This window comes from Burkholderia sp. Leaf177 (assembly GCF_001424345.1).
GTDB lineage: Bacteria > Pseudomonadota > Gammaproteobacteria > Burkholderiales > Burkholderiaceae > Caballeronia.
Genome location: NZ_LMPF01000022.1, coordinates 425801 through 448930, shown reverse-complemented (window position 1 = coordinate 448930; position 23130 = coordinate 425801). Strand labels below are relative to the sequence as shown.

Here is a 23130-nt window from a genome sequence, read left to right as displayed (position 1 = left end):
ATGTCTTTTGAGCCGCGCAACCAGACCGTGTCACTCATGAGTACGCTTGCCGTGAAAAGCGCGCTTGTCGAGGTCATCATCCCCGCATTCGAGAAGCGTGCCGGCGTTGACGTGCGATGCACGTTCGATCCCACCAATATGCTTCGGCAGCGCGTGTCCCGTGGTGAAAGAGCTGATGTGCTGATCGCCACGCGCGAGTACGTAGGCGATCTCGGCGCGGCGCAGATCGTGAATCCATCGACAGTGCGTCCTTTGGCCAGGACCGGCGTAGGCATCGCGGGTTCAGCGCGGGCATCGCAAAAGCCAGTGGGGAGCGTCGACGAACTACGGCTGTTGCTGCTGGGCGCGCGCTCGGTCGCGTACTCCAGGACAGGTGCAAGCGGGGTTTACTTTGCGGCCTTGATAGAGAAGCTGGGGATTGCCGCGCGCGTCAACGAGCGAGCCACGATCATCGACAAAGGCTTCACTGGCGAATGCGTGGCGCGAGGCGAAGCCGATGTTGCCATCCAGCAAATGAGCGAGCTGGCCATGGTCGATGGCATCGAAATAATCGGGCCGCTTCCCGAAGAATGCCAATGCTATACAGACTTCGATGTGGCGATGTTCGCTGAATCCATGTCATCGGCGCACGGCGTCGCATTGATCGAGTCGCTGTTTTCGGAGACCGCGCGAGAGGCGTATCGCCGTCTCGGACTGACGCTTCTATGACTTCTACGAACAATAAGCAGGCAACGCTATCTCATCCGATAAAAGGGAGAATCTCATGTCGCATCCGGCTGCAAAGCAAGCGCCGAATCAACTCGTTACCCCTGTCACGATCTTCGGCAATCTGGCATTTGTAAGCGGCCAGTTGCCGCGTCAGAACGGCGCGCTGAAATATACCGGCCGGGTCGGTGCCGACGTTTCAGCGGAAGACGCCCAACACGCGGCGGCGCTTTGCGCGCAGGCTTGTCTCGATTCGCTCGCACTTGCGCTAGGCGGGTATGAACGTATCGTCAGGATACTGAAGATCACGGGTTTCGTTGCTTCAACGCCGGATTTTGTCGGGCAGGGTGCAGTGATCGACGGTGCGTCGCGTGTGTTTATCGATGTGCTTGGCGAGCGCGGCAAGCATGCACGGAGCGCTATCGGCGTGCAGCAACTTCCGCACGGCGCGGCCGTCGAAGTTGAAATGATCGTGGGACTGGTATGAATCGTGAATTTAATGCTGCCGATAGCGCCACGTCGATGAACGAAGCCCATGCGAACGTCCGCTTCGCTGCCAATCTCAAGTGGCTTTTCACGGAGCTGCCATTCACTGAACGTTTCGAGGTCGCCGCGAAAAACGGCTTCGCGGCGGTCGAATACGCTTCACCGTATGCCTATGATCTGGTGTCGCTGCGAGATGCGCTGAAGCAATGGGATCTGACGCAAGTGCTGATCAATACGCCTGTTCCCGGCTCGGCAGAAGTCGGCGCCAACGGTTACGCCTGCATTCCAGGTTGCACGGACATGTTTCGCGATGGTGTTGAGCAGGCGCTCGATTATGCGGACGCACTTGGCTGCAATCTGGTTCATCTGATGGCCGGAAAGGTGCCTGTTGAGTGCACGATGCCGGAGGCCGACGCTGTTTTCATCGACAATCTGGCTTGGGCCGCGCGTCGTTCGGAAGGAACCAACGTGACTTTCGTACTCGAGTGTCTAAACCAGCATGACGTGCCCGGTTATTTTCTACGAAGTCTCGCTCAAGCGAGCGCGATAATCCGCCAGATGCCGCAAGGTAAGGTCAAACTGCTTTTCGATTTTTATCACGCGGGAATGAGCGGACTTGACGTGCTTGAGGCGTTCGCGCTTTACCGGGAGGATATTGCGCACATTCAGGTCGCGGACGTGCCTGGACGATACGAACCGGGCACAGGCGGCCTGCCGTGGAACGATATCGCCCAGGCAATCGCGAACAGCGGATATGGGGGGTGGATCGGCTGCGAATACCTGCCGCGTTCGACCACCATTGAGGGATTGGGATGGCGACGCGACTTTGAGCAGGCCGCGACGTAATGCCAGCGGCGTGCGCGTGCCATCTGTTTCAGACCATCGTGCGCAGATTGGCGAGTTCAAGCTCGGCACGCAGCCATTTTTCGAACACAGCCGCCTCGGCGGAATTGCGCAAACTCGAGGACCGCAGCAAGTAGTAGGAAATGTTTTCGACGCTGAATTTCAGATCAGGAAACGGTTCGATCAACCTGCCATCGCGCAACTCTTCTTCCGCGATAATCTCGCTCTCCAGCACCACGCCCAGCCCCTCCACGGCGGCCTCTACTGCCATCGCCGAACGATCGAGCCAGAGATCGTGAGCCGGCTTGACGACAAAGTTGCCGATGCGCCGGAAGTACTCCACCCAGTTCAGCGGATTGTTCGAATGAATGAGCGTTGCCTTGGCGAGATCCTTGGGACTTTTGAGATTTAGTTCCTGGACGAGTTGCGGACTGCACAGCGGCCTGAGCCGCTCGATCAGTAGCGGCTCGGCGAGCTTGAGTCCCGGCGTCTGAGGGCCATGCGCAATGGCAATATCATAACGATTGGCGTCGAGCTCATGCGTGTGCAGCGTGGCGAGTCGGACCCTGAAAAGCGGGTTGGCCTTGAGAAAGGTTCGCAAACGCGGTTGCAGCCATTTCACTGAGAAACTGTTCGGCACGGCGATGGAAAGATCGCCTCCCCATGATCGTGGCGCAATCAGGCTCGTTGCATTGGCGATCAGCCCGAAAGCTTTCTCCAGTTCGCGCGCATAGGTTCGGCCTGCCACGGTTACCACGGCGCGCCCGGCGTGACGCTGGAATAGCGGCACGCCGAGAAAATCCTCGATCTGCTGGATGTGATGGCTGACCGCTGAAGTCGTGATGCCGATTTCATCTGCGCCCTGGGTGAAGCTGCCATGACGGGCGGCTGCTTCGAACGCTATCAGCGACTTGAGCGGCGGGAAACGGGCACGACGCGATTCAGGCGATGCAGGCGATTCAGGCGACGCGTGAGACGGTAAATCCGGCGATGAATCGGCATCGCCGGGAACCTGCTTTTTCGAACCGGCTGTCATTCGACCTCCCGTTGCTTTGCATGACGGCCAGCATAGCGCGTTTCAAAAAATCATCCGAGACACCCGTTGAAGAAGCGCATCAGTTCGGCTGCGAGCGCCTCAGGTTGCTCTTCGGGAATGTAGTGTCCGCAGTCCTCGATCACGCCGCCCTGAAGGTTCTCGCAAAGTGGCTTCATCAACTCGTGGATTGTCGGCGCGCTGCCTACGTCGCCGCCAAGCGCGAGGACGGGCGGCTTGATCCGGTTGGCAAAGAGCTTCTGATTCTGGCGCATGTCTTCTTCGACGGCCCGGTAATAACCGAGCATGCCGCGCAGGCCGCCGGGAGATGCATAGGCTTTGACGTATTGATCGACGTCGGCGGGTTCGAACGTGGCCATTGCGTTGGCGGTTTTGCGGTTAAAGAACCATTCGATCAGAATGCGCTCTCGGCCCGCGATCAACGCCTCGGGAAGATCGTCCACCGCGTTGAACAGAAAGTGCCAGCTTTTCCAGTTCGACGGCGCGGTGACCGAGACCTCTGCCTTGAGCGTAATGCCGGGAATATTGCCGTCGATAAAAACGATGCCGTCCAGATCCGCGGCGTAATCGTGAGCGTACGGGTACGCAATCCACGATCCAATGTCGTGCCCCACATAGAAGTGCCGGCCCACGCTCAATTGCTGCAAGAGATCATGGATACGACGGGCGGCCGTCTGTGTGTCGTAGCCGTCCGTTGGCTTGTCGGAATAACCCTGGCCCGGCAGATCGATTGCAATGGTGCGATACGCGCCGGCCAGCAAGGGTTGAACACGACGCCACGCGTAAGCAGTTTGCGGAAAGCCCGCGATCAGCACAACAGTCGGTCCCACACCGCCATCGACCATATGAAAGCGGATGTCACCGCTCCGCACGAAGCGCCGCTTGAATGTCTTGCCGCCCAGTTCTGTCACGCCATTCATGTCGTTCCCTCTTCATGTTTGAGTCAGACCGTTTTCAAAAAGTCGCGCGAGAAGCGCCCGCATGCTCCGCCAATTCGATCTGACGCGATTGTTTTGGATAATGCGCTTCCACGAACCGTTCGCTGATCAAACCGGCTTCGAGGTCCGCTTTGATTTTGTCGGACGAACGCAGATCGGGGTCACCAAATCCGCCACCGCCCGCATCGCGAATCTCCACGATACCCCCTTGCGGAATCAGCACGCGTGCCTTGGGATCGGTCTCGACGCCATCTACGAGCACAAGCCGGTGCGCGCCCGCATTGGCGCCCGCGAATCCCTTGGCGGCAATGCGCGTGCGCGATGCCATGAACGACGCTTCGAGCGGATGCCCCGTGTCGTTCCGGATGGCAAAGACCTGCCCGTTGCCGCCTTGAAATTCCCCCGCGCCGCCGGTGTTTTCCAGGACTTCCTTCTTGAGGAATGTGCAGTCGAGCTGCTGCTCCCAGAACTCGACCGATCCGCCGATGATATTGGCCGGTGCCGGCAATGCCGCGCGGCCATCGTAGCCCAGCAATGCACCGTATCCGCCCGCCGAGAAATAGATCGACGAATAGTGCTTGCCCGCGCGCGTCTGGCCGCGAAGGTTCATCTGAAACACCATGCCGGAATCGGCTTGCACGTCGTGCGGGAAGGCATCGGCGAGCGCATTGAAAATCAGCGGACCGACAAAATGTCCGAACACGTGACGCGCACCCGTGGGGTTGGGCCTGAGCGCATTGAGAATGCAATTATCGGGCGCCTGGATGGTGACGAAATCGAGGATGGCCTGGTTGTTCGGAATGTTGGGCGCGACAAGCACTTTCGTGCAGAAGTAGCAAAATGCGCGCGTATAGCAGAGCGGCACGTTGACACCGCGGCCCACGACCGGGTCTGTTCCGGCGAAGTCGTAGCCAAAGCCCGTATCGTCCAGCGTGACGGCGACCGACAGCGAGATGTCCGGAAAATCGCCGCCGCCTTCAACCGGGATCGTGGCCGTGTATCGACCTTTCGGCATTGCTTCCAGCTTCGCGATGATCGACTTGCGCGTGAGCGCGAAGATGGCATCGGCTGCATCGATGGTGCTCGACAGCCTGTGCTCGGCAAGAATCTTGATCAGGCCCTGCGCGCCCACGTTGCAGGCGGCCACATTGCAGTAGATGTCGCCCAGCACGTAGTCGACCGTGCGCACGTTATGCCGGATGAAGTCGATCACGAAGCGATTCTCGACGCCGGCCTGAAAGAGCTTGACGGGTGGAAGCGAAAAGCCTTCTTCATAAACGTCCCGTGCCACCGATCCCATGCCCACGCCGCCCACGTCCGCCAAATGCGATACGGTCAGACAGAAGCCCACGATCGCGCCATGGAAAAAGATGGGCTTCATCACGTTGATATCGAACGTATGGCCCGTTCCAATCCACGGATCGTTGGTCACCACGATATCGCCGTCCTGCAGTTCGGCCGCGTTGAACGCTTCGAGCATGTGCCCGAGTGTGCTTGGACCCGTTCCCGTGAATGACGGCACGCTTGTCGCGCCCTGAGCGATCAGCTTGCCGCGCGCATCGAACAACATGCACGAAAAATCGCCGCTCGCCCGCACCATGGTGGAAAATGCAGTCCGTTCCATGGCCGAGACCATTTCGTCGGCCACGGAAACAAAGCGTGACCAGATAATGCCGGCGTCCACCGGGTCCATGCTTGATATAGCTGTCACGGCTTGATCTCCGCAATGAGATCCAGCGTTGCCGCCACCTGAACGCGGGCGTACGCGGGAATATAAATGGTCGTATCGTTCTCTTCTATCAGCGCTGGACCCGCATGGGTCCAGCCGGCCTGCAATGCGTAGCGGTTGAAGACCGGGACTTCGGTCCATTCCTCGGTCTGCGTTTCGTCGGAGCTGATGTAGCACGAGCGCGGGTTCTTCTCCGGTTTCGCCGATGGCGTCAGGGCATCGTAAGTCAACTCGCGGACCGACTTGAGCTGGTCCGGCAGCGAGACTTCCACGATCCACGTGCTGATCTCGATGCCGTAGTTCGCGAAGCTCAGTCCGAAAATCTCTTTGTAGGCGTCGAAGAAGCGCTCGCGGATCGTGCCCGTGTCCGGAAAACCATCCGCATCGGAGATATCGACCGTTACTTCGGAATCCTGTCCTTCGTAGCGCATGCCAAGTTTCACGACCGTTCGCGCGCCCGTTTCCACCAGTTGCCTTGCATACGGTTCCGCTTGCACGAGTTGATCGACCTCGCGCGCGATCGTGTCACGGTCGACTTCGGCAAAATTCCTTTTTCGCGTTTGCTGCAGGACGATGCCTTCGCTGCTCGCAAACTGGCCCATCGCCGATGCAACGCCCGCGGCGAACGGAAAGATCACCCGGCGAATCGACAACAGCCGCGCAATAGGCAACGCGTGCACTGGCGACGAGCCGCCGGTGCAGACCAGCGTCGCCCTGCGATAGTCGACGCCAAGCTCGGCCGCGTGAACGCGAAACGCGCGCGCGACGTTCTCGTTGATCGTGCGATGAACGCCGATTGCCGCTCGCTCCACCGGAATATCGAGGCGTGCGGCGATGTTGTCGTGGATGGCGCGCTTCGCTTCGGCTCGTGACGCATCGATGCCGCTGTTGCGGAAGTTTTCTTCGCCAAGGAAGCCCAGAAAAAGATTCGCGTCAGTGACGGTTGCAGCCAGCCCGCCTCGCGCATAACAGGCGGGACCGGGCGCCGCCCCTGCGCTTCGAGGCCCGACGGAAATTGCGCCGCGCTCATCGACCTCCGCGATGCTGCCACCTCCCGCGCCAATCTCGATCAGATCGAGCGCGGGAATCATCAACGGGAAACCGCTGCCGGCTTCGAATGCGCCCTCGCGTGCCACTTCAAGACCGGCATGTACATCGACTTTGCCTTCGATGAGAAACGCGCCTTTCGCGGTCGTTCCGCCCATGTCATAGGCGAGCACCGTAGGGTGTTGCGCGTCGTTGCCTTCCGGTGCATTGCGGGCAGCAATCTCCCGCGCGGCAAGCACGCCCGCTGCGGGCCCGGACTCAATCAAACGAACGGGCGCATGCACGCAATGGTCGATCGGAAGGGGAAGGCCGGACGACGTCATCATCATCAGCCGGCCCGCGAAACCCCTGTCGCGCACGCCTTCGTCCAGACGCTTCACGTATTGCGCAAGCAACGGCTTGGTAAATGCGTTGACGGCGCAGGTCATCCAGCGTTCGTATTCGCCGGATCGCGGCGCTAGCGCGCTGGATGTCGAGATGACCGCATCCGGAAATGCTTCAGTGAGCCAGTGTTCCACGCGTTGCTCGTTCTCCGGATTCTGAAACGCGTGCAGGAAACAGATGGCGAAGTTGCGAATGCCGGTTGCGTCGACCAGACGGCGAACATCGCCGATCAATGCGGTCTTGTCTGGTTGCTGCACGAGCTTGCCCGTATGCGCGATACGTTCGCGGACCGGTATCTTGAGCCGGTGCCGGGTCAGCGGCTTCGGAAATGCCAGCCTGAGATTCGATACGTTGTAGCGGTGCTCGCGGCCAGTTTCGAGTGTCGTGCCAAATCCTTCCGTGTGAAGCAGGATGAAGTCATGTCCCCGCCGTTCAATGACGGCGTTGGTGATCACCGTGGTGGCATGCAGAAAGACATCGCAATCCGCCAGATCCAGTTCCGACTGCTCTCGCAGATGCTCGAAACCGGAGAAGATCGCTTCCTCCGAGCGGTGCGGTGTGCTTAGCACCTTGGCTGTCGTCACTTTCCTCTTCGCGCTGTCGAGCACGACAAAGTCTGTGAACGTTCCGCCGATATCAACTGAAACAGCAAACCTTGACGTCATTATTTTTCCCTTTCAACTGCGATAAACAACCGCGTGGCGGCGTGAGTCTCTAACTCGAACCACGAACGCTCACTTCATGCCAAGGTGTTCGGGCAACCAGAGCGCAATCTCCGGAAACAGAATCAAGGTGATGCCGAACAAGATGAGCAACGCAAGATAAGGCAGCGTGGCTTTGGTGATGACCGACAGCTTCTCGCCCGTGATGCCCTGGATCACGAAAAGATTGAAGCCTATTGGCGGATGCACCTGCACGATCTCGACTGCGATCACTAGAAAGATGCCAAACCAGATTGCGTTGAAGCCGGCCGCTACCACCATCGGTAATACGATTGGGAGCGTAATCACGATGATCGAAAAGCCCTCGAGAAACGAGCCGAGCAGGATATAGCCGAGGAACAGCACGAACAGCAGGGCGAATGGCGAGAGGTGCAGTTCATGCACGAAGCTCGCGGCTGCCTGACCCACGCCAAGAAATGCGGAGGCGCTTCCCAGAATTGACGCACCCAGGATGATCAGCGCGATCATCGAGCAGGTCTTCACCGCACCCAGTCCGACTTCCTTGAGTTTCGCAAGGCTCAAATCTCTCTGAAACCCTGCAATTCCAAGCGCGCCGACCACGCCCGCCGCTGCGGCTTCGGAAGGCGTGACCAGCCCGCCGTACATGCTTCCCAGCACCGCCAGGATCAATAGCGACACCGGCGCCAGATGTCGGAGCGACGCCCAGCGTTCGCTCCACGGCAAGGTGCTGAGGCTTTCTTCTTCGGGAATCAGGCTCTTGTCTAACGTGGTGTGGATCATGATCCACACCATGAAGCACAACGCAAGAAGGATCGCGGGAACTAGTCCAGCGGCGAATAGTTTGAGTACGGAGACCTGCGCGAGCACGCCATACACAATCATGATGTTCGATGGCGGCACCAGAAAGCCGAGCGTGCCCGCGCCGGCCAGGCTGCCCATCGAAATACGCCGGTCATAGTGACGCCTGTCCAGCTCGGCCAGCGTGACCCGTCCGACGATCTGCGTGGTCGCCGCGGACGAACCGGAGATCGCGGCGAAGATCGAGCATCCGATGACATTCGAATGCAGCAGCTTGCCCGGCAACAAACTCGCCCATGGCGCGAGTCCCTTGAAGAGCGATGTCGAGATGCGGGTGCGAAACAAGATCTCGCCCATCACGATGAAAAGCGGCAGCGCCAGCAGCTCCTGCGTCGTCATGATGTTCCACGCGTACTGGGCGACCAGCCGGTCCACGGGAATCGACTTGAAGATGAACAGCGTCAGCGAACCTGTGATTGCAAGGGTCAGCCCGACCCAGATGCCGATGGACAATCCGCCGAACAGCAGCACGCCCATCGTCGTCAATATCATTGCCATATCCGACCTCTGTCTGTGGTGTGCCGTCCGCGATCAGCGAACCATGTTTTTGTCTTCGACCGGCTCGCCGAGAAAGAGCTGGCCAAGACGCGCGAGCAACTGCAAGGCGAGCAGCATTGCGCCGAACGCGACGAGCGCTTCCGGTATCCACAACGGCGTATTGCTGGCAAGCGAACGTTCGTCGATGGCATACGCCCTGTACGAAAAGTGCGTCATTGCAGCGGTGAAAAACGTGGCGAAGGCGAGGCCGGCGGCACTCGAGATGCATTCGAGCGCAGTCACGACTGCGGGCGAGGCATTCGACAAGAACACCCTGACCCGGATATGTCCGCCGGCTCGAAGCGTGAGCGCGGCGCCGAATGTGAAGGTCACGGCCATCAGATAGGAGCTGTACTCCCATGCAATCGGAATGTCCTTCGGCAGCCAGCTCACCGCGCTCGACAGCGTTCTGACGACAATGCCCGCAATCATCAGAAGGCAGAGAAGAAACAGGCATAGCGCGCCCAGCCAGCCATCCAGCTTTGCCACCGTATCGATTGCAAGGAGCGCCCGCTGAATCAGCAGGCGTACTCGCGAGTTGGCTACCGGGACGTGTGTATCGATGTTTTCCATTGAAGCGCTCCGCCTTAAGCTCTTTGTACTGGCCGGATCCGGGCCCGTATCCGTGCCATATTCGTGCTCAAGCACGGCCCAGAATTGATTATTTGCCGACGGCTTTCAGGTACTGGTCGAGCAGCGGTTTTGCAGCGGGAACCGATTGCTCATAGGCTGTCCAGCTCGGTTTGGCTTTTTCGGCCATGGCGCTGCGCACGCCTGCCGGAGGCGAGTAGATTTCCATTCCCCGGCCTTTGAGCGTTTCGAAGTTTCGCGCGTCTTCTGCTTGCGCGGCTTTCCAGAACTCCGGCTCGAGCCGCGCGGCGACCGCTTCAATCGCCTTCTGGTTTTTGGGGCTTAGCTTGTTCCAGACATCCAGATTGACGGAGATCACATCCAGATTCGATTGCCAGTTGACGACGTTGCAGACTTTCTGGAAGTCCCAGAACTGTCCGTCGACGGCGGAAGAGGTCGATGTGGACACGCTGTTGATGACGCCTGTCGACAGCGCGGGCACGACTTCGCCCCAGGGAATTTGCGCGGGCGATGCTCCCAGCGTGCGGAAGTAGTCGCTACCGTTGCGGTCGGTGGTACGGATTTTCATTGACTTGAACGTGTCCGGACTCGACAACTCCGTTTTGGCAAAGACGTTTTGCCCGGGCCACGGGATGGTGACAAGCAGCTTCTGGTTGAACTTCGCGAATTCGGCGTTGAAAACTGGCCGCGCGATGGTCCAGAAGACTTTCATTTCATTAAAGCCCGACACCAGATAGGGCAGGGCGCCGGCACCCAGCACAGGCGAGATGCCGACCTGCTGCGAAAACATGAACGTTCCTGTTGGGACAAGTCCATCGCGGATAACGCCAAGCATCTCCGGTCCCTTGAACCCCAGTTGTCCACCAGCATGTACCGTGATCTTCACTTCGTTGGACGTGGCGGCAGCAACTTCTGCTGCAAACTTCTCGTCCAGTTTCGTTTGATAATTTCCAGGTGCGTTTGCGCTTGCAAAATCCCATTCCACCGCGAAGGCGCGCGTTTGCATCGTCAACGTGGTCGCAAACGCGAGGATTGCAGTCAGTTTTTTAATTCCGTTCATCTTGAATCCTATTAATGAATGGGCGGACGCGGCGGGCGCTCGATGCAGCGTCCAGTCGCTCGTCATAAACATACAGGCAGCTTAGATAGGGGAGCGAACGGCCACCAGTTCAAAAAAAAAATGACCCGTTGAACGAAATTGAACGGGTCGCGAAACCTATGAATACACGCGCGTAGGGTCTTGGCCTTAGTTTTAAATCGGCGAATGTCTGCTCAGCAGATCAAAAATAGAATGGCTGCATTGTCACGGTGCCGAGTGGTTCATCGAGGAAATGCAACGAAGCGATCAGAAATACTCACGAGCGCACGCACTGCTTCCCAAGAAGACTGTGAATCTCCACGAGCCACAGTCACTTGCGCAGACTCATATCCCGCGCTTCGTCAATGACCAAAACAAGGAAACCGCCTCCGCCTTGCGCCGAGAGTTCAAATTAGCGTTCAACGGGCATCATTTGTCGTTCGAGCGGATTGCGTTGTGTCGAGGCGGGCCAGCGACCCGCTCGCCTCGAGTAGGTGCTGTTGCAGTTCACTAATTTCGGAAGTGAACATAATATGTGGGAGATGCACCTTAACGATAGTACGCATTCCTATGCGTATTAAAGCTAGCGGTTTATCAATTTGTGCAGCGGGCCGCTGCACTGGTTCGGATATATGGTACCCCCGAAATGCGACGTGACAGTTTGCGCATGGCGGGGAGTGCTGCCGGTTAGATGCACGATGAAGCGGCAAAAGGGGAAAGTGCGTGAATGCTCCTCACGGACCTGGTGTAGTGCAGAGGCTGTCAATGAGTCTCATCGTCGTTACTTTCCAGCCAAGCCGGAATATCCCGCTTGCCGTCGAGCACGCGCCAGACTTCCACATGGGCCTCGCGCTCAATACAGAAGATTAGGTGGGGATAGCGATCAGTGGCCACGACCGCAGGTCTGGGATACCCAGCTCGTACGCGTAACGGGGAGACCCGATGTTCGGGTGTTTGGAAAGGCGCTGGCAAGCCTGCTCGATCTCCGCGATGAATCCGAGCGCAGCCTCCTGCGAGCCTTCGTCTACATTGTAGTGCGTCACCTCGTCCTGCCTAGCTAGCCTTGTCGGTATGACGGGCTCAGCCCTTATCTGCGAAAAGTATGCACGCGAGCGCGCAGCGATTTGAAGTAGTCGGCGTCAACAGGGGCGGCGAGGCCGGACATCGCACCCTGCAGGATTATTTCGCGCAGAGGCTTGCGATCTTGGTCTTTTCGGATCAGTTCGCGGACGTATTCGCTACTCGAGCCGTACCTGCCCTCGCCAACCTGTTCGTGGACGTAGACCATCAGCGAATCCGGTAGGGAAATGTTCATAGTCGTCATAAAACAGCTCTAGCACGCTTTGGCAGATTTTGCCAAAGTAATGCGGGGTTATGAGGCGGCCGACACAACGCGACAGCTACGGCTTGATGCGCATAGACTGTGATTGGTAGCTGGCGTCGTGCAAACAAAGAGCCGGATATGCGACCGTGCGCGCGGTGTTCGACCCTGCGTTTGGACAATTCAAGTACTAATTTGACATAAGCAATCGTTATTTGCTAGCGCGTCCGCCGTGCCCTTTAATTCTGCTAATGCCTTTGGACGAAGGTCGGAAAGGAGCGGCGGTGACGGACGCTAACGAGAGGAGCGGCCGCAATGAGAAGGTCGCATCGGTGCTTCGACCATTGGGTCGGGGACCGCTATCCCGAGAACAGGCAGTTCTCGCTGCGCTTCTCCTCGGCGTGCATTGGACGACGGTGTATCGGCTGCGTCGGAGTTTCGTAAGCGCGCATTAGACGGTGTCCCTTGCGCATTGCCGTACGACATGCGTCAGGCCACGTGAGGATTTAGTCGCCAGGGCAGCAAAGCCTCGTAGTCGTCGGCGGTGCGCGCGTTCGGCAGACCTTTGAACAACGCGATGAGGTAATGGTACGGCTCGATGCTATTGGCTTTGCAAGTCTGCACGAGCGAATACAGATTGGCGGCGGCATTTGCGCCGACGACGGTGTCACTGAAGAGCCAGTTCCCTCTGTTATGGAATTGCTTCTCTAACATAGGGAATTGGCTCTTCGCGGGCTCAGCTCGCGCGGGTCGGCGCCAGGCTGCAGTGATGAGTCTTATCCAGTCAGCGAAGCTTAACGGACACGATCCCTATGCCTATCTGAAAAACATCCTGACGCGGCTCCCTACGCAGCCCGCCAGTTGGCTCGATGAGCTGTCACCGCACCTCTGGCAGCCTCAGCTTCAACAGTAGGCTGACATCGGCTCCCGAACCCCTGAGATCGCCGAGCGCTTACGTTGTTTCGTAAGCGGTCCGTTGTCAGCGTCTAGCGGAAGCGCCTCACAGTGGCGACCATATGTCCACGTAAATCAACGTGGACATCTATGACTGACATCACCTCAGAGTTAAAAGCGCGGCTTATTGTAGGCCGCAAGCAGGACGGTCGATGCGTGTACGACCCGAAAGCCAAGCGAGAACTGATCGAGGCCTGCATGGCGCCGGGCGTGTCCGTCGCACGTCTCGCACTGAACCACAGATTAAACGCGAACTTGTTGCGTACGTGGGTTACGGCCGACAAAAAACGGCGGGCGAGCACCGGGATCGTGCCGGTGGCTAAGACCTTGAATCCGGCGGCAGCGGCTTTCATACCCGTGCTTCCAACTCAGGCCCAGCCAAGGGAGACTGCACCTCGCTTGGAGATTCGATTTCCCAACGGCATCAAGGTTGAATTCGATGATGCTCGTGACGATCAGTTGAGTGCTTCTATGCGCAGGCAGATGCCGGTTAGGAAACCGCTGTTTGCGTCGCGCACTGAGGGGTCGAGCACGATCTGATACTCGCTGCCGAGTTCTTCGAAACCGTGCATGATCTGCTCCACCGATGAGGGAACACCTTTACCCCGCGCACGACGAGCATATCGTCCGCGCACCCCTGGACGCCGCCGGCGAGCCGCGCATGCGTGCGCCCGCACGTGCAGGGCGTGCTGTCCTCACGACGATATCGCCGGTCCACCAGCGTACGAGCGGTCCCGCCTGCTTGTCGAGATGCGTAAGAACCAGCACTCCCGGCGTGCCGTCGGGCACCGGCTGGGCCGTGTTGCTGTCCACCACGTCGGCATACAGGAAGTCTACGGCGAGATGCGGCCCTGCCTGCGCATGACAGTCCTGCCCGACGGGCTGGAATTTCAGACTGCCGTAAGCATCGAAACACTTGATCTAAAGGGAATTTGATCGCGGCTAAACGGGCGCGCGATGGGCCAAGTGGATAGTTAAGTTTTGTAATGCCCGGGGTCAAAGAATGAACAAGACCAGTATCAGGGCATTGCCTACCTCGCTGGACCAAACATCAGTTTAGCAGCGCAATGGGATTCGCTAGTTGAGGCATCAAACGACCGAGTGAGGCTCTCGAGTCCGCATCACATCGATAAGAAAATCGAAGGCGAGCTTGATGTCTTTTTCCATCGCGCTGCGAGCCGCTTGTGCGTCACGTTTTTCGAGCGCTTCAGCAACGATATGATGATAATTGGTGCCCGCCGTATGATACGGCACGTCCTGATTGCGTTCGACCTCTTCGGTCACCACACGCATATACGGACCGCATTGCAGCCACACGGTTTCGATGAGTTGCGGCAACACCGTGGAGCCGGAGCCGTTATAAATCAAAAAATGGAACTCCTGGTTTTTCTCCAGACTCTCGTGGATGCCGTCATGCTTGATTGCGAGTTCGTGCTCTGAAATAAGCCGCTTGAGCCGACGCAGCGACGACGCATCCATGTTCTCGCAGGCCATGGCCGTTGCAAGTCCTTCGAGCGCAAGCCGGGCCTCACACAAGTCTCGCAGCCGCTTTTCGCTGACCTCCGGTACCTGGATTGTGCCGTTGGGAAGTGCGATGAGTCCTTTTTCCACTACCAGCTGCCGTAGCGCCTCGCGTACGGGCATGGCGCTCGAGCCGAAGGCTTCCGCCAGGACGGCGACCGTGAGTTGTTGCCCGGGCTCGAACCGTCCCTGCATGAGCGACGTGCGCAATTGCCCATAAATGGACTCCTGCAAGGTGCCCCGCTTGACGACGCGTTGTATCTGGTTTCCTAACATCGAAGCTCCGTGATCGTTCGATCAAAACAGCGTCCATATCGTATCAGCGATACGAACCGCCCGCCACAAGCACGCGGTGTGGCACACCAGCCGAAATTCTAATCGAATGCTTGACAGCGAATTTCGGCTCAAAAACAATTCGTTTCATCAAATTATTATTTGATCAAATTATCTGAATTGTCATTCGAACCCGCCATGACCGGATAGTCTTCCCGGACGGCGTTGGTCGATCCTTACTCTTTCACGAAACCAGCACATGACCAGACGCTTCTTTTCGCGCCGTTCGAAGGTAATCGCTCCCGCAGTCGCCGCAGCTTGCGTCACCGCGCTCTCGCCAGCCGCCCATGCTCAGAGCTCGGTCACGCTGTATGGCATCGTGGATGCCGGCGTGGGATATGTAAGCAACGTCGGAGGCAAGCACGAATACGAGTTCACCAACTCCGTCATGCAGGCCAACCGCGTAGGTTTTCGCGGCATCGAGGATCTGGGTGGCGGCACGAGCGCAATTTTTGTGCTTGAAAACGGCTACAGCACAGGCACCGGCGCGCTGGGGCAGGGCGGCAAGCTTTTTGGCCGCCAGGCGTATGTCGGCCTGAGGGACAACACATACGGCACGCTGACGCTCGGCAACCAGTACGACTACATGGGCGCGACGCTGGGTATGTATGAGACCTCGACCTGGCTTCTAGGCCAGTTTTCCGACCATCCGCTCGCCAACGATCGCGCCAATGCGCAGCGCCTGACGAACTCGGTGCAGTACCTCACGCCGGTTTGGTCGGGCCTGCAATTCGGCGCCATGTACGGCTTCTCGAATTTGCCCGGCGATATCAATGGCGATGGCCGTTCATACAGCTACTCGGCAAGCTACAACCTTGGCGCATGGAACGTAGCAGCCGCCTATACGGAGGTCGCGGGATCGGGGTCGCTGCTAGACGTCTCGTCGCTGACAGGTCTGCCAACAGGGCGCAATGTGGTAGGCGGCAGTTATCTGCGAACCATGGGCGTTGCGTCGAGCTACAGGTTCGCAAAGACCTTCGTCTATGCCATGTACACGCAGGCGCTGTACGCAGGTGTGCGCGGCAAAAACGTAGAAAACGCGATGTTCCGCAACGGCCAGGTGGGCTTTACGTACTCGTTCACGCCGGCGCTGACCGGCGCAGCCGGCTACACGCTTACAACGCTTGGCGGCCTCAAGTTGCATCAAATCAGCACGACGATCGACTATGCGTTATCCAAGCGCACCGATGTCTACGCAATGGTGCTGACCGAGCACGCCCAGGGTGACAATGCGCGCGCGTCGATCATTGGTATTGGCACGTCGTCGTCGGCGAATCAGGTGGTGGGCGACATTGGTATCCGGCATCGTTTCTGATGCAGGCAGCATGGGACGTGCAAACGTTCCATGCAAGACAAAGCCCGCTGACTCGAAGGTCAGCGGGCTTTTTAGTGTGCTCGAACGCCGCTGGATTCTCTAAAGCGTTTCGAAGAATTGATGCAAGCGCGTCATGGCTTCCGCAACGCGCTCCTTCGATTCCGACCCGAAGCACACGCGAAGATGGCCTTCGCCCGCCGCGCCATAGAAGCTGCCTGCTTCCACTACGACACGCGCTTCCTCCAGGATGCGGTCAGCGCACGCTTGCGCCGACAACCCCGTCCTGGCGATATCCGGAAATGCATAGATCGCACCTTCCGGCTGCGCGCACGTGACGTTACGCATGTCGTTCAAACTCTCGACAACCAGGTCTCGCTTTTCGCGGTCATCGTCGAGAAGATGAGCGAGCGCAGTGCGCGGCGCGGTGACGGCCGCGAGCGCGCCTGCCTGAATGAACGTGTTCACGTGCGTGACGTCGTTCGCGGTGATCTTGAGCATTGCGCCAATCGCGTCCGCGGGCGCGGCCACGTAACCAATGCGCCAGCCATCCATGGCATACGATTTCGTGAATGCGAACATGGAGATCGTGCGCGCTTTCATTCCCGGCAAGCTTGCAATGCTGATGTGACGCGCGCTGTCGTACACGATCTCTTCATACACTTCGTCTGACATCACCACCAGGTCGTGGCGGATTGCAAGGTCGGCGAGTTGCTCGAGTTCCTCGCGCGTGTAGACACGGCCTGTGGGATTCGCCGGATTCACGATCACGATCACTTTCGTTTTCGGCGTGATGGCCGCTTCGATCGCTTTCGCGTCGATGGAAAAATTGTTGTTGCGGTCGAGGTCCACGAGTACCGGACGCGCACCCGCAAGCTCGATTTTGCCGACATGCTGCGGATAATACGGCGCTAGCAAGATGACTTCGTCGCCTTCGTCGAGCAGCGCGAAGAACGCAGCGAACGAGCCATGCGTGAGGCCGTTCGTGACGATCACTTCGTCTTCGGTGACATCGAGCGCATTCTGTTGTTGCAGCTTCGCTGCGAGCGCGCGGCGCAGTGCGGGCAGCCCGCGCAGGTCGCTGTAATGCACGTCGCCGCGCATGAGGGCGTCGACCGTTGCCTGCTTGATCAGGTCGGGTGTGTCGGCATGCGGGCTGCCCAGTTCCAGATGAATCAGGTCCGACGTATCGCCACCCATGCGGGCAGCTTTTTCATACATGCCGAAGGATTTCTTCGACGTTCCGGTAATGCGCTTGGCAAGTTTCATGATGAAGCTCGTTATGAGTATTCAATATCCGTTATATAGACGAACGCCGTCCCCGCGCAAACGGCGCGTTACGACGAAGAAAAGCAACGCGGTTGTTCGAAGGAACTAGACGGGCCGGCCCTCGCTCGATTGCCAGTTCGGCATCAGCGCATTGGTGGGCAGCATTTCGTCGAGGAGTTTCTTAGCTGTCTGGATCCCGGCCACCGGCAAGCCAGCAGGATCGAGTGCGCCAATTTGCACGAGCACCGATGCCTGATCCCAATAGATGTGTTCGTTGTACAGCTTGTTGCCGCGAAAGCAGATCACCGCGAGCATGGGAATCTCGAAGTATTTGCCGGTGGGCGCAAGGCCCGGCAGCAGCCAGTCGATCTCGCGATCGTGCGTGGCGCAGAAAACGAATTCATCGACGATTCGATCTGCGCCCATGGTGCGCGAAATTGGAATGAGGCGCGTGTCGGCGGGGTTGGCATCGACGAAATGGTACTTGTAGAAGCGCTTCAATTCGTCGTGGCCCACGCCGCCCGTCATGGTCGGCACGTGGTTCACATACGGCGCGGCAACCATTGTGGGCATGACCGCGTCGACGTCGCGTGTGCCGAATTCGTAATAGCAGTGCTCTTCCCACAGCGCGTTCAGGTCGTAGACCGGTCCAAGGATCTTGCGCAGCATTCCCATGGTCCGCGAGTACGCCATCATGGATGCGGGTTTGTCGAAGCTCTCGCGCGATGGCGTTGCAAACGCGTGGTCGCAACCTTCGTACACGTACATTTCAATGCCATCCCGCGCCTTCAACGCAGTCTGTATGGTCGCGCGAGTTTCAGGCGGGCACAGCCCGTCGTTGCCGGCAAAGTGAAAGATCATCGGGCAGGAAATCGATGCGACCCGGTCCAGATAGGCGTCGAGTCCCACGCCGTAGTAACTGACTGCGCAATCCAGATCGATTGCCGCAGCCGAGAGCATGGCGAGCTTGCCGCCGAGGCAATAGCCGATAGCGCCGACCTTTCCCGCATGCTCGGGAAGCGCTCGCAGAGCCTGGACTGTGGAGGCGATGTCCCTCACCGCCAGGTCGATGTCGAGCCGCTCGTTGAAGTCGAGCGCGGCGGCAAATCCGGCATCGTCGTGACCGAGCTCGACACCTGGCTGCATGCGCCAGAACAGATCCGGAACCAGCACCACATATCCTTCTTCCGCGAATCGTTCGGCCATCGACTTCATGTAGTCGTTGATGCCGAAGATCTCCTGCAACAGCACGAGGCCTGGTCCTGATCCTTGCGCGGGCGCAGCCATGTAGGCCGAAAACGTTTTGCCGCCGCTGCTCGTGATTTCGATGTTATGTCCCACTGACTTCTCCCGGATGTTCATGTTGCGGTTGCCGCGGCGAGGAACTGAGCCTGCACGTCGGCGCGGTTCGTAGCGAGCGCAGCGGCTACGCCCTGGGCCATATCGCCCACATAGACCTCGCTTTCGTCTTTCACTAGACCTTCGAAGGCGGCTTTCACCACCTCAGCCGGCGCGAGCTTTTCGCCGGGATAATGGCGGCTCATGGCGGTATCGATTGCGCCCGGCAGCAGCGCCAACACACGCACGCCTTTCGCGCCGAGTTCGGCACGAAGGCTTTCGGTCAGGCGCAGCGCGGCCGCTTTGGACGCGCACAGTGTAGCCATGGGCGCAAGCGCAATGCGTGCAAGTATTGATAGCACATTGATCATCGCGCCCTGATGTTCGATAAGACCGGGCGCGAACGCCCGCGCCATGGAAAGGATACCGAAGTAATTGACTTCCATCTCGCGCCAGGCGGCATCGGCACAATCCGGTGCGAATGCTCCCGACTGCGTGTTGAGTCCCGCGTTGTTGATCAGCAACGTGACGTCCGAGGCAGCACGCGCCGCAGCGGCGACCAGAGCGGGATCGGTCACGTCCAGTGTGATCGGCACCACACGTTCATCGGCATGCGAGATCGTTGCGCTGCGACTCGCCGCGTAGATTTTTTGGACTCCGAGGCGCAGCAATTCGTCGATAAACGCGGTGCCCAGCCCGCCATTCGCGCCCGTGACAAGCGCTATGGTGCTGCTCCAGTCGTGCGGCTTCATGGTCATAGGATATGAAATGGATCGGTTGAGATATCGAGTTCGCGGCGCAGTTGTTCGAGGTCTGAAGCGAGCATTAACCGGGCATCCACGAGACTTTGCGCCGATGCAAGGAGCCGCGCTTTCCATTCGTCGCGGGAAGCGTATCGTGCGGCGAGCGACGGCCGGAGGTCACCTGATGCACGCATTGGGTCATCGGCTACAAACGGAATATACGAGCCGTACACGCTGTAGAGCGCGCCTTTCGCAAAGCCCGGCGCTCGCGGCGCCCAGCCCGCGTGCGTGCCGAGCGGTGCCTGAACGAAAGGCTGGCGTATGCCCGCGCTGCCGTTTCCGTCTGTATCCACGGCGGGCACGAACGCCGGATAAAGCGCGCCTTCGAGCGGCGGTACCTGTGTGTGATCGAGCAACCGCAGTTCGTTCATGACACCCGGACTTGCAAGGCCGGTTGTCTTTTCAAAATGCTCGGTAAAGGCGTCGAGCGTCCACCATGTGCCTTCCTTGTGCGATGGAAACACACTCGGCGGCGGTTCAATACCGCGATCGACCCAATCCACCATCGCCACGAAAAGCGCACGTAGCGTCGCGCCGTAGGTCAGCGGATTGGTCGCGTGCAGCGTCACAGGGGCGCTTGGCAGCGGATAGTCGCCGTGCGCAATACCGCTTGTCAGATAGAGGCGCACGTCGGGATCGTCGGGAAGGTCGCGGCCTTCGCAGTCGGTGGCGACCAATGACGCGCGCGCCGACCAGACTTCCGAATCGGTATCCATGTGCATGACCTTGGGCGCTGTGTTCGACGCCCGCGCGCGTTGGAGAATGCCCGCGGTGCGTCCGCTGACGGGATCTGCGAGCGTGGCATAAGCAAACGGGAACTGATCGCCGGGGTACGAATGGTCTTCGTGCTGGCGCGAATATCGGCCCGGTTGCGAGAAGGGCGCATTGATCCACGCACGACGCGAGCCTGCGATGATCGGCACGACCGCGTCGAATACCTGCCGGTGCAACGTGCTTTCGTTGAAGCCTTCATACAGAAAATCGCGCAGCACCCGGCCGCTTTGGGACAAACCGAAGCCGAGCGCCCGGCTTGGCGGAATGCCGGGCAGCGTGCCCAGAGGATTGGGATTGCCGTGGGTATCAGTGGTCTCGTGCTTGAGAAAGTCCATCACGTCACGCACGCTGGCGTAGCCGAGTCCCATCACGACCGGATCACGCGCCCGATAGATGAATTCGAAGATCGCGCCGCGATCCAGCGTGCACTCCGGCGAACGCTCGACGCAAATCGTGTTTTCATCGACGAAATGCCATGCGATTCCCGGCGGCATCGCGCGCGGATCGCGCTCGTGCTGGCGCGCGGTCAGCGTTGCGGTTGTGGGATCGAGGCTCGCCGCTGGATACGACAATGTAAGCAGTACGTGTGTATCGTCGAGTTCCTTCAGTTGCGCGCCACGAATGGAGTCGGTCGCGTCGAGCACAAATTCTTCCCATCCCGTGCCGATGATCGGCTTGCCGTCCGGCTCGCCATTTCGCGTAGCTACTGGAAATTGCGCGAGCATGCGTCCGCCGCCCGGTTCCACGTTGCCTTGCCACGCGGTCCAGACAATCGAAAATCCCTGATGCATGAGAAAGCCATTGCCGATATCTTCAGGCTGCTTCGGCAACGCCACGACCGGCGCATTGTTGATACGCACAATACCGCGTTGAGTCCCGCGATTGAGGAACTCGTAAAACATCCAGCCGTTGCCGCGCGCAAGCTCGACTGGCTTGTAGATATGAAAATCGACGCCGTATTCAACCAGGCCGCTGGCCGAGCGAGGCGCATTCGCAAGATTAACGATACCTTCGTTCAGCGCGTGCGCCGGATCGATCTCGCAATGCGCGCGGCCCGAAAGCAACTCGTATGCGCCTACGCTGCCGTTTTCTCCAAACGCCATGCCGTTGAAGACAGTCTCTCGGGAGACGACTTCGAAACGCTTGACTCCAGTCATTGGTTCGATCCTGCAAGTTAGGCGGTTAGGGCAGCGGCTGCGCGACCATGCGCAAGTAGGGGCGTAACACCCTGACGCCTGCCGGATAAAGCCGCTCGGCGTCGGCTTGTGAAAGCGACGGAGGCAGCATGACGGGTTCTCCGTCGCTCCATGCCGCCGGCGTCGCGACGCGCTTCGCTGCGGTCAGTTGTGCCGCCCGCAATACACGCAGCAGTTCCGGAAAGTTGCGCCCGTTCGTCACGGGATACGTCACCGTCGCCACGATCTTTTTCTCGGGCGAGACAATAAGCGCCGTGCGATGCAAGGTGTTGAGCGCGGTTTCATCGACGAAACCCAGCGCCGTGGACGCTGCAGGCGAAGCGTCCGTTGCCAGGTCGAAACTCGGCACGCATCCCAGAACTTCGCTCAAATCGCCAAGCCACGCCTGGATCAGCGCAGGCGCATCAGCGGTCACGCCGAGCACTTTCGTATTGCAACCCGCGAACGACGGCACGAGCGCGTCGAGCGCGGCAACTTCCGTGCTGCAGGTTGGCGACATGGCTTTGAGCGCGACAACCAGCGCCCAGCCTTCGCCCATCCAATCGTGAAACTGGCGCGACGACCCGCCGATAACAATCGGAAAATCAGGCACCGACATGCCTGGCGATAAAAGCATTGCTAGAACTCCTTTCCTGGAACGGCGGATGATTCAGCTCGGGTTTCGGCGTCGCATCCAAATTTGATCAAATTATCACGAGGTGCGCTAGTGTTTTCTGACGATAAGTCGGTGTCAAGTTTTTTCGGGCTCAATCCACAGCTAACCGTCTAATTGAGCCCTCAGGAAACTAATCCTTGCCATCGCAAAAATCGGTGGGATATGATTTGATCAAATTATTTTTGGCCGGTGCGACATTGAACGCGCCAGACGACGGACCCTGGAGAAATGATCGATGAGCAGCAAAAGCGTGGTGGTTTCAGAATCGGGCAGCGGCCTGGCAATCCGGTTCGGCTTGCTGGAACAAGCGGCGCCGGAAGGCACGAGCTTTCTGTGGGACTTGCTCGCCCAGCCGCGCGAGATGCCGGCCATCCATGCCATGTGGACAGGCCCTGAGATTTCGTGCCCGATTCCATCGGCGATGATCGGCGCCGAGCGCAATTCGCGGCCGCTGGCGCCGGAGAACGCGACCGTCACGCCACAGGCCGGAGATCTCGTGCTCGCCTACGTGCCCGCAAAGATGTGGGGCGGCAATCCGAATCCCGTGTTCGACCTGGGCTTTTTCTACGCACCCGGCGGACGCATGTTGTTTCCGATCGGCTGGCTGGCAGGCAGTGTGATTGCCCGAGCCGATCCAGCCGATGTCCCTGAACTCGCGCGCGCGTGCGGAGCCATTCGAAAAAGCGGCGCATGCACGCTGCGTCTCGCGCGGGGCGAATGA

21 protein-coding genes and 2 pseudogenes are annotated in these 23130 nt (G+C 59.0%); 7 read left to right on the top strand and 16 right to left on the bottom strand.

Going from position 1 to position 23130, the window contains the following annotated elements:
* From ASG35_RS20800 to ASG35_RS20790, 3 genes are read left to right on the top strand one after another with little or no spacing between them, the layout of a single operon-like run.
* Nucleotides 1-708 carry a molybdate ABC transporter substrate-binding protein gene (locus ASG35_RS20800; protein WP_082508512.1) on the top strand — a complete coding sequence of 236 codons (708 nt, stop codon included), beginning with the start codon at nt 1-3 and terminating at the stop codon, nt 706-708.
* A gap of 55 nt (nt 709-763) precedes the next feature.
* On the top strand, nt 764-1192 hold the full coding sequence (locus tag ASG35_RS20795; protein WP_056361966.1) for a RidA family protein: 429 nt from the start codon (nt 764-766) through the stop codon (nt 1190-1192).
* A 35-nt stretch (nt 1193-1227) separates the two neighbouring features.
* Entirely contained in the window at nt 1228-2037 is an 810-nt protein-coding gene (locus ASG35_RS20790) for a hydroxypyruvate isomerase family protein (protein WP_235527647.1), read from the top strand.
* A gap of 28 nt (nt 2038-2065) precedes the next feature.
* Here ASG35_RS20790 and ASG35_RS20785 read toward each other — a convergent pair whose 3' ends face one another.
* The 9 genes and pseudogenes from ASG35_RS20785 to ASG35_RS20745 all read right to left on the bottom strand — a co-directional run.
* The gene (locus ASG35_RS20785; protein WP_082508511.1) at nt 2066-3070 is read right to left on the bottom strand and encodes a LysR substrate-binding domain-containing protein; all 1005 of its coding nucleotides are present in this window, start codon (nt 3068-3070) and stop codon (nt 2066-2068) included.
* Nucleotides 3071-3120: 50 nt separating this feature from the next.
* Entirely contained in the window at nt 3121-4008 is an 888-nt protein-coding gene (locus tag ASG35_RS20780) for an alpha/beta fold hydrolase (RefSeq protein ID WP_056361958.1), read from the bottom strand.
* A gap of 34 nt (nt 4009-4042) precedes the next feature.
* Nucleotides 4043-5737: a hydantoinase B/oxoprolinase family protein gene (locus ASG35_RS20775; RefSeq protein ID WP_162244433.1), complete on the bottom strand. Its 1695-nt coding sequence runs from the start codon at nt 5735-5737 to the stop codon at nt 4043-4045.
* Nucleotides 5734-7851, bottom strand: coding sequence for a hydantoinase/oxoprolinase family protein (locus ASG35_RS20770; protein WP_056361950.1), 2118 nt, complete (start codon nt 7849-7851; stop codon nt 5734-5736). The genes ASG35_RS20775 and ASG35_RS20770 overlap by 4 nt, the downstream gene beginning before the upstream one ends.
* A gap of 69 nt (nt 7852-7920) precedes the next feature.
* Nucleotides 7921-9225 carry a TRAP transporter large permease gene (locus tag ASG35_RS20765; protein WP_056361947.1) on the bottom strand — a complete coding sequence of 435 codons (1305 nt, stop codon included), beginning with the start codon at nt 9223-9225 and terminating at the stop codon, nt 7921-7923.
* A gap of 33 nt (nt 9226-9258) precedes the next feature.
* The gene (locus ASG35_RS20760; RefSeq protein WP_056361943.1) at nt 9259-9837 is read right to left on the bottom strand and encodes a TRAP transporter small permease subunit; all 579 of its coding nucleotides are present in this window, start codon (nt 9835-9837) and stop codon (nt 9259-9261) included.
* An 88-nt stretch (nt 9838-9925) separates the two neighbouring features.
* The gene (locus ASG35_RS20755) at nt 9926-10915 is read right to left on the bottom strand and encodes a TRAP transporter substrate-binding protein (RefSeq protein ID WP_056361941.1); all 990 of its coding nucleotides are present in this window, start codon (nt 10913-10915) and stop codon (nt 9926-9928) included.
* A 1105-nt stretch (nt 10916-12020) separates the two neighbouring features.
* Nucleotides 12021-12257: a type II toxin-antitoxin system ParD family antitoxin gene (locus ASG35_RS20750; protein WP_056361938.1), complete on the bottom strand. Its 237-nt coding sequence runs from the start codon at nt 12255-12257 to the stop codon at nt 12021-12023.
* A 486-nt stretch (nt 12258-12743) separates the two neighbouring features.
* Nucleotides 12744-12944, bottom strand: a pseudogene (locus ASG35_RS20745) (transposase domain-containing protein); the annotation flags it as partial.
* 28 nt (nt 12945-12972) lie between these two features.
* Here ASG35_RS20745 and ASG35_RS30980 point away from each other — a divergent pair.
* Nucleotides 12973-13167, top strand: a pseudogene (locus ASG35_RS30980) (transposase domain-containing protein); the annotation flags it as partial.
* 131 nt (nt 13168-13298) lie between these two features.
* On the top strand, nt 13299-13748 hold the full coding sequence (locus ASG35_RS20740) for a transposase (RefSeq protein ID WP_056361932.1): 450 nt from the start codon (nt 13299-13301) through the stop codon (nt 13746-13748).
* A gap of 60 nt (nt 13749-13808) precedes the next feature.
* Here ASG35_RS20740 and ASG35_RS32265 read toward each other — a convergent pair whose 3' ends face one another.
* Nucleotides 13809-14021, bottom strand: coding sequence for a hypothetical protein (locus ASG35_RS32265; protein WP_156393293.1), 213 nt, complete (start codon nt 14019-14021; stop codon nt 13809-13811).
* 276 nt (nt 14022-14297) lie between these two features.
* A complete protein-coding gene (locus ASG35_RS20730; protein WP_056361926.1) occupies nt 14298-15005 on the bottom strand; it encodes a GntR family transcriptional regulator in 708 nt (235 codons plus the stop codon).
* A gap of 256 nt (nt 15006-15261) precedes the next feature.
* Here ASG35_RS20730 and ASG35_RS20725 point away from each other — a divergent pair, with 256 nt between their 5' ends.
* Nucleotides 15262-16377 (top strand): porin, encoded by a 1116-nt coding sequence (locus ASG35_RS20725; protein WP_056361923.1) that lies wholly within the window; start codon nt 15262-15264, stop codon nt 16375-16377.
* A 99-nt stretch (nt 16378-16476) separates the two neighbouring features.
* Here the strand turns inward: ASG35_RS20725 and ASG35_RS20720 are convergent, their stop codons facing one another.
* The 5 genes from ASG35_RS20720 to ASG35_RS20700 all read right to left on the bottom strand — a co-directional run bounded on the left by ASG35_RS20720 (nt 16477) and on the right by ASG35_RS20700 (nt 22370).
* The gene (locus tag ASG35_RS20720) at nt 16477-17643 is read right to left on the bottom strand and encodes a pyridoxal phosphate-dependent aminotransferase (RefSeq protein WP_200945759.1); all 1167 of its coding nucleotides are present in this window, start codon (nt 17641-17643) and stop codon (nt 16477-16479) included.
* 105 nt (nt 17644-17748) lie between these two features.
* Entirely contained in the window at nt 17749-19005 is a 1257-nt protein-coding gene (locus ASG35_RS20715) for a dienelactone hydrolase family protein (protein ID WP_056361916.1), read from the bottom strand.
* Entirely contained in the window at nt 19002-19739 is a 738-nt protein-coding gene (locus ASG35_RS20710) for an SDR family NAD(P)-dependent oxidoreductase (RefSeq protein ID WP_235527645.1), read from the bottom strand. The genes ASG35_RS20715 and ASG35_RS20710 overlap by 4 nt, the downstream gene beginning before the upstream one ends.
* Nucleotides 19736-21715, bottom strand: coding sequence for an alpha/beta hydrolase domain-containing protein (locus ASG35_RS20705; protein WP_156393292.1), 1980 nt, complete (start codon nt 21713-21715; stop codon nt 19736-19738). Before ASG35_RS20705 ends, ASG35_RS20710 begins: the two co-directional genes overlap by 4 nt.
* 25 nt (nt 21716-21740) lie before the next feature.
* Nucleotides 21741-22370 carry a redoxin domain-containing protein gene (locus tag ASG35_RS20700; protein ID WP_056361905.1) on the bottom strand — a complete coding sequence of 210 codons (630 nt, stop codon included), beginning with the start codon at nt 22368-22370 and terminating at the stop codon, nt 21741-21743.
* A gap of 274 nt (nt 22371-22644) precedes the next feature.
* On the opposite strand from ASG35_RS20700, the gene ASG35_RS20695 reads away from it, so the two are divergent.
* Complete coding sequence (locus tag ASG35_RS20695; protein WP_056361902.1) at nt 22645-23130, top strand: DUF3830 family protein; 486 nt, start codon at nt 22645-22647, stop codon at nt 23128-23130.

Bases quoted from the DNA above. Each gene is read 5' to 3' on its own strand.
- ASG35_RS20800 (WP_082508512.1), top strand. From the start codon at position 1: ATGTCTTTTGAGCCGCGCAACCAGACCGTGTCACTCATGAGTACGCTT.
- ASG35_RS20795 (WP_056361966.1), top strand. From the start codon at position 764: ATGTCGCATCCGGCTGCAAAGCAAGCGCCGAATCAACTCGTTACCCCT.
- ASG35_RS20790 (WP_235527647.1), top strand. From the start codon at position 1,228: ATGAACGAAGCCCATGCGAACGTCCGCTTCGCTGCCAATCTCAAGTGG.
- ASG35_RS20785 (WP_082508511.1), bottom strand. From the start codon at position 3,070: ATGACAGCCGGTTCGAAAAAGCAGGTTCCCGGCGATGCCGATTCATCG.
- ASG35_RS20780 (WP_056361958.1), bottom strand. From the start codon at position 4,008: ATGAATGGCGTGACAGAACTGGGCGGCAAGACATTCAAGCGGCGCTTC.
- ASG35_RS20770 (WP_056361950.1), bottom strand. From the start codon at position 7,851: ATGACGTCAAGGTTTGCTGTTTCAGTTGATATCGGCGGAACGTTCACA.
- ASG35_RS20765 (WP_056361947.1), bottom strand. From the start codon at position 9,225: ATGGCAATGATATTGACGACGATGGGCGTGCTGCTGTTCGGCGGATTG.
- ASG35_RS20760 (WP_056361943.1), bottom strand. From the start codon at position 9,837: ATGGAAAACATCGATACACACGTCCCGGTAGCCAACTCGCGAGTACGC.
- ASG35_RS20755 (WP_056361941.1), bottom strand. From the start codon at position 10,915: ATGAACGGAATTAAAAAACTGACTGCAATCCTCGCGTTTGCGACCACG.
- ASG35_RS20750 (WP_056361938.1), bottom strand. From the start codon at position 12,257: ATGACGACTATGAACATTTCCCTACCGGATTCGCTGATGGTCTACGTC.
- ASG35_RS20740 (WP_056361932.1), top strand. From the start codon at position 13,299: ATGACTGACATCACCTCAGAGTTAAAAGCGCGGCTTATTGTAGGCCGC.
- ASG35_RS20730 (WP_056361926.1), bottom strand. From the start codon at position 15,005: ATGTTAGGAAACCAGATACAACGCGTCGTCAAGCGGGGCACCTTGCAG.
- ASG35_RS20725 (WP_056361923.1), top strand. From the start codon at position 15,262: ATGACCAGACGCTTCTTTTCGCGCCGTTCGAAGGTAATCGCTCCCGCA.
- ASG35_RS20720 (WP_200945759.1), bottom strand. From the start codon at position 17,643: ATGAAACTTGCCAAGCGCATTACCGGAACGTCGAAGAAATCCTTCGGC.
- ASG35_RS20715 (WP_056361916.1), bottom strand. From the start codon at position 19,005: ATGAACATCCGGGAGAAGTCAGTGGGACATAACATCGAAATCACGAGC.
- ASG35_RS20710 (WP_235527645.1), bottom strand. From the start codon at position 19,739: ATGACCATGAAGCCGCACGACTGGAGCAGCACCATAGCGCTTGTCACG.
- ASG35_RS20705 (WP_156393292.1), bottom strand. From the start codon at position 21,715: ATGACTGGAGTCAAGCGTTTCGAAGTCGTCTCCCGAGAGACTGTCTTC.
- ASG35_RS20700 (WP_056361905.1), bottom strand. From the start codon at position 22,370: ATGCTTTTATCGCCAGGCATGTCGGTGCCTGATTTTCCGATTGTTATC.
- ASG35_RS20695 (WP_056361902.1), top strand. From the start codon at position 22,645: ATGAGCAGCAAAAGCGTGGTGGTTTCAGAATCGGGCAGCGGCCTGGCA.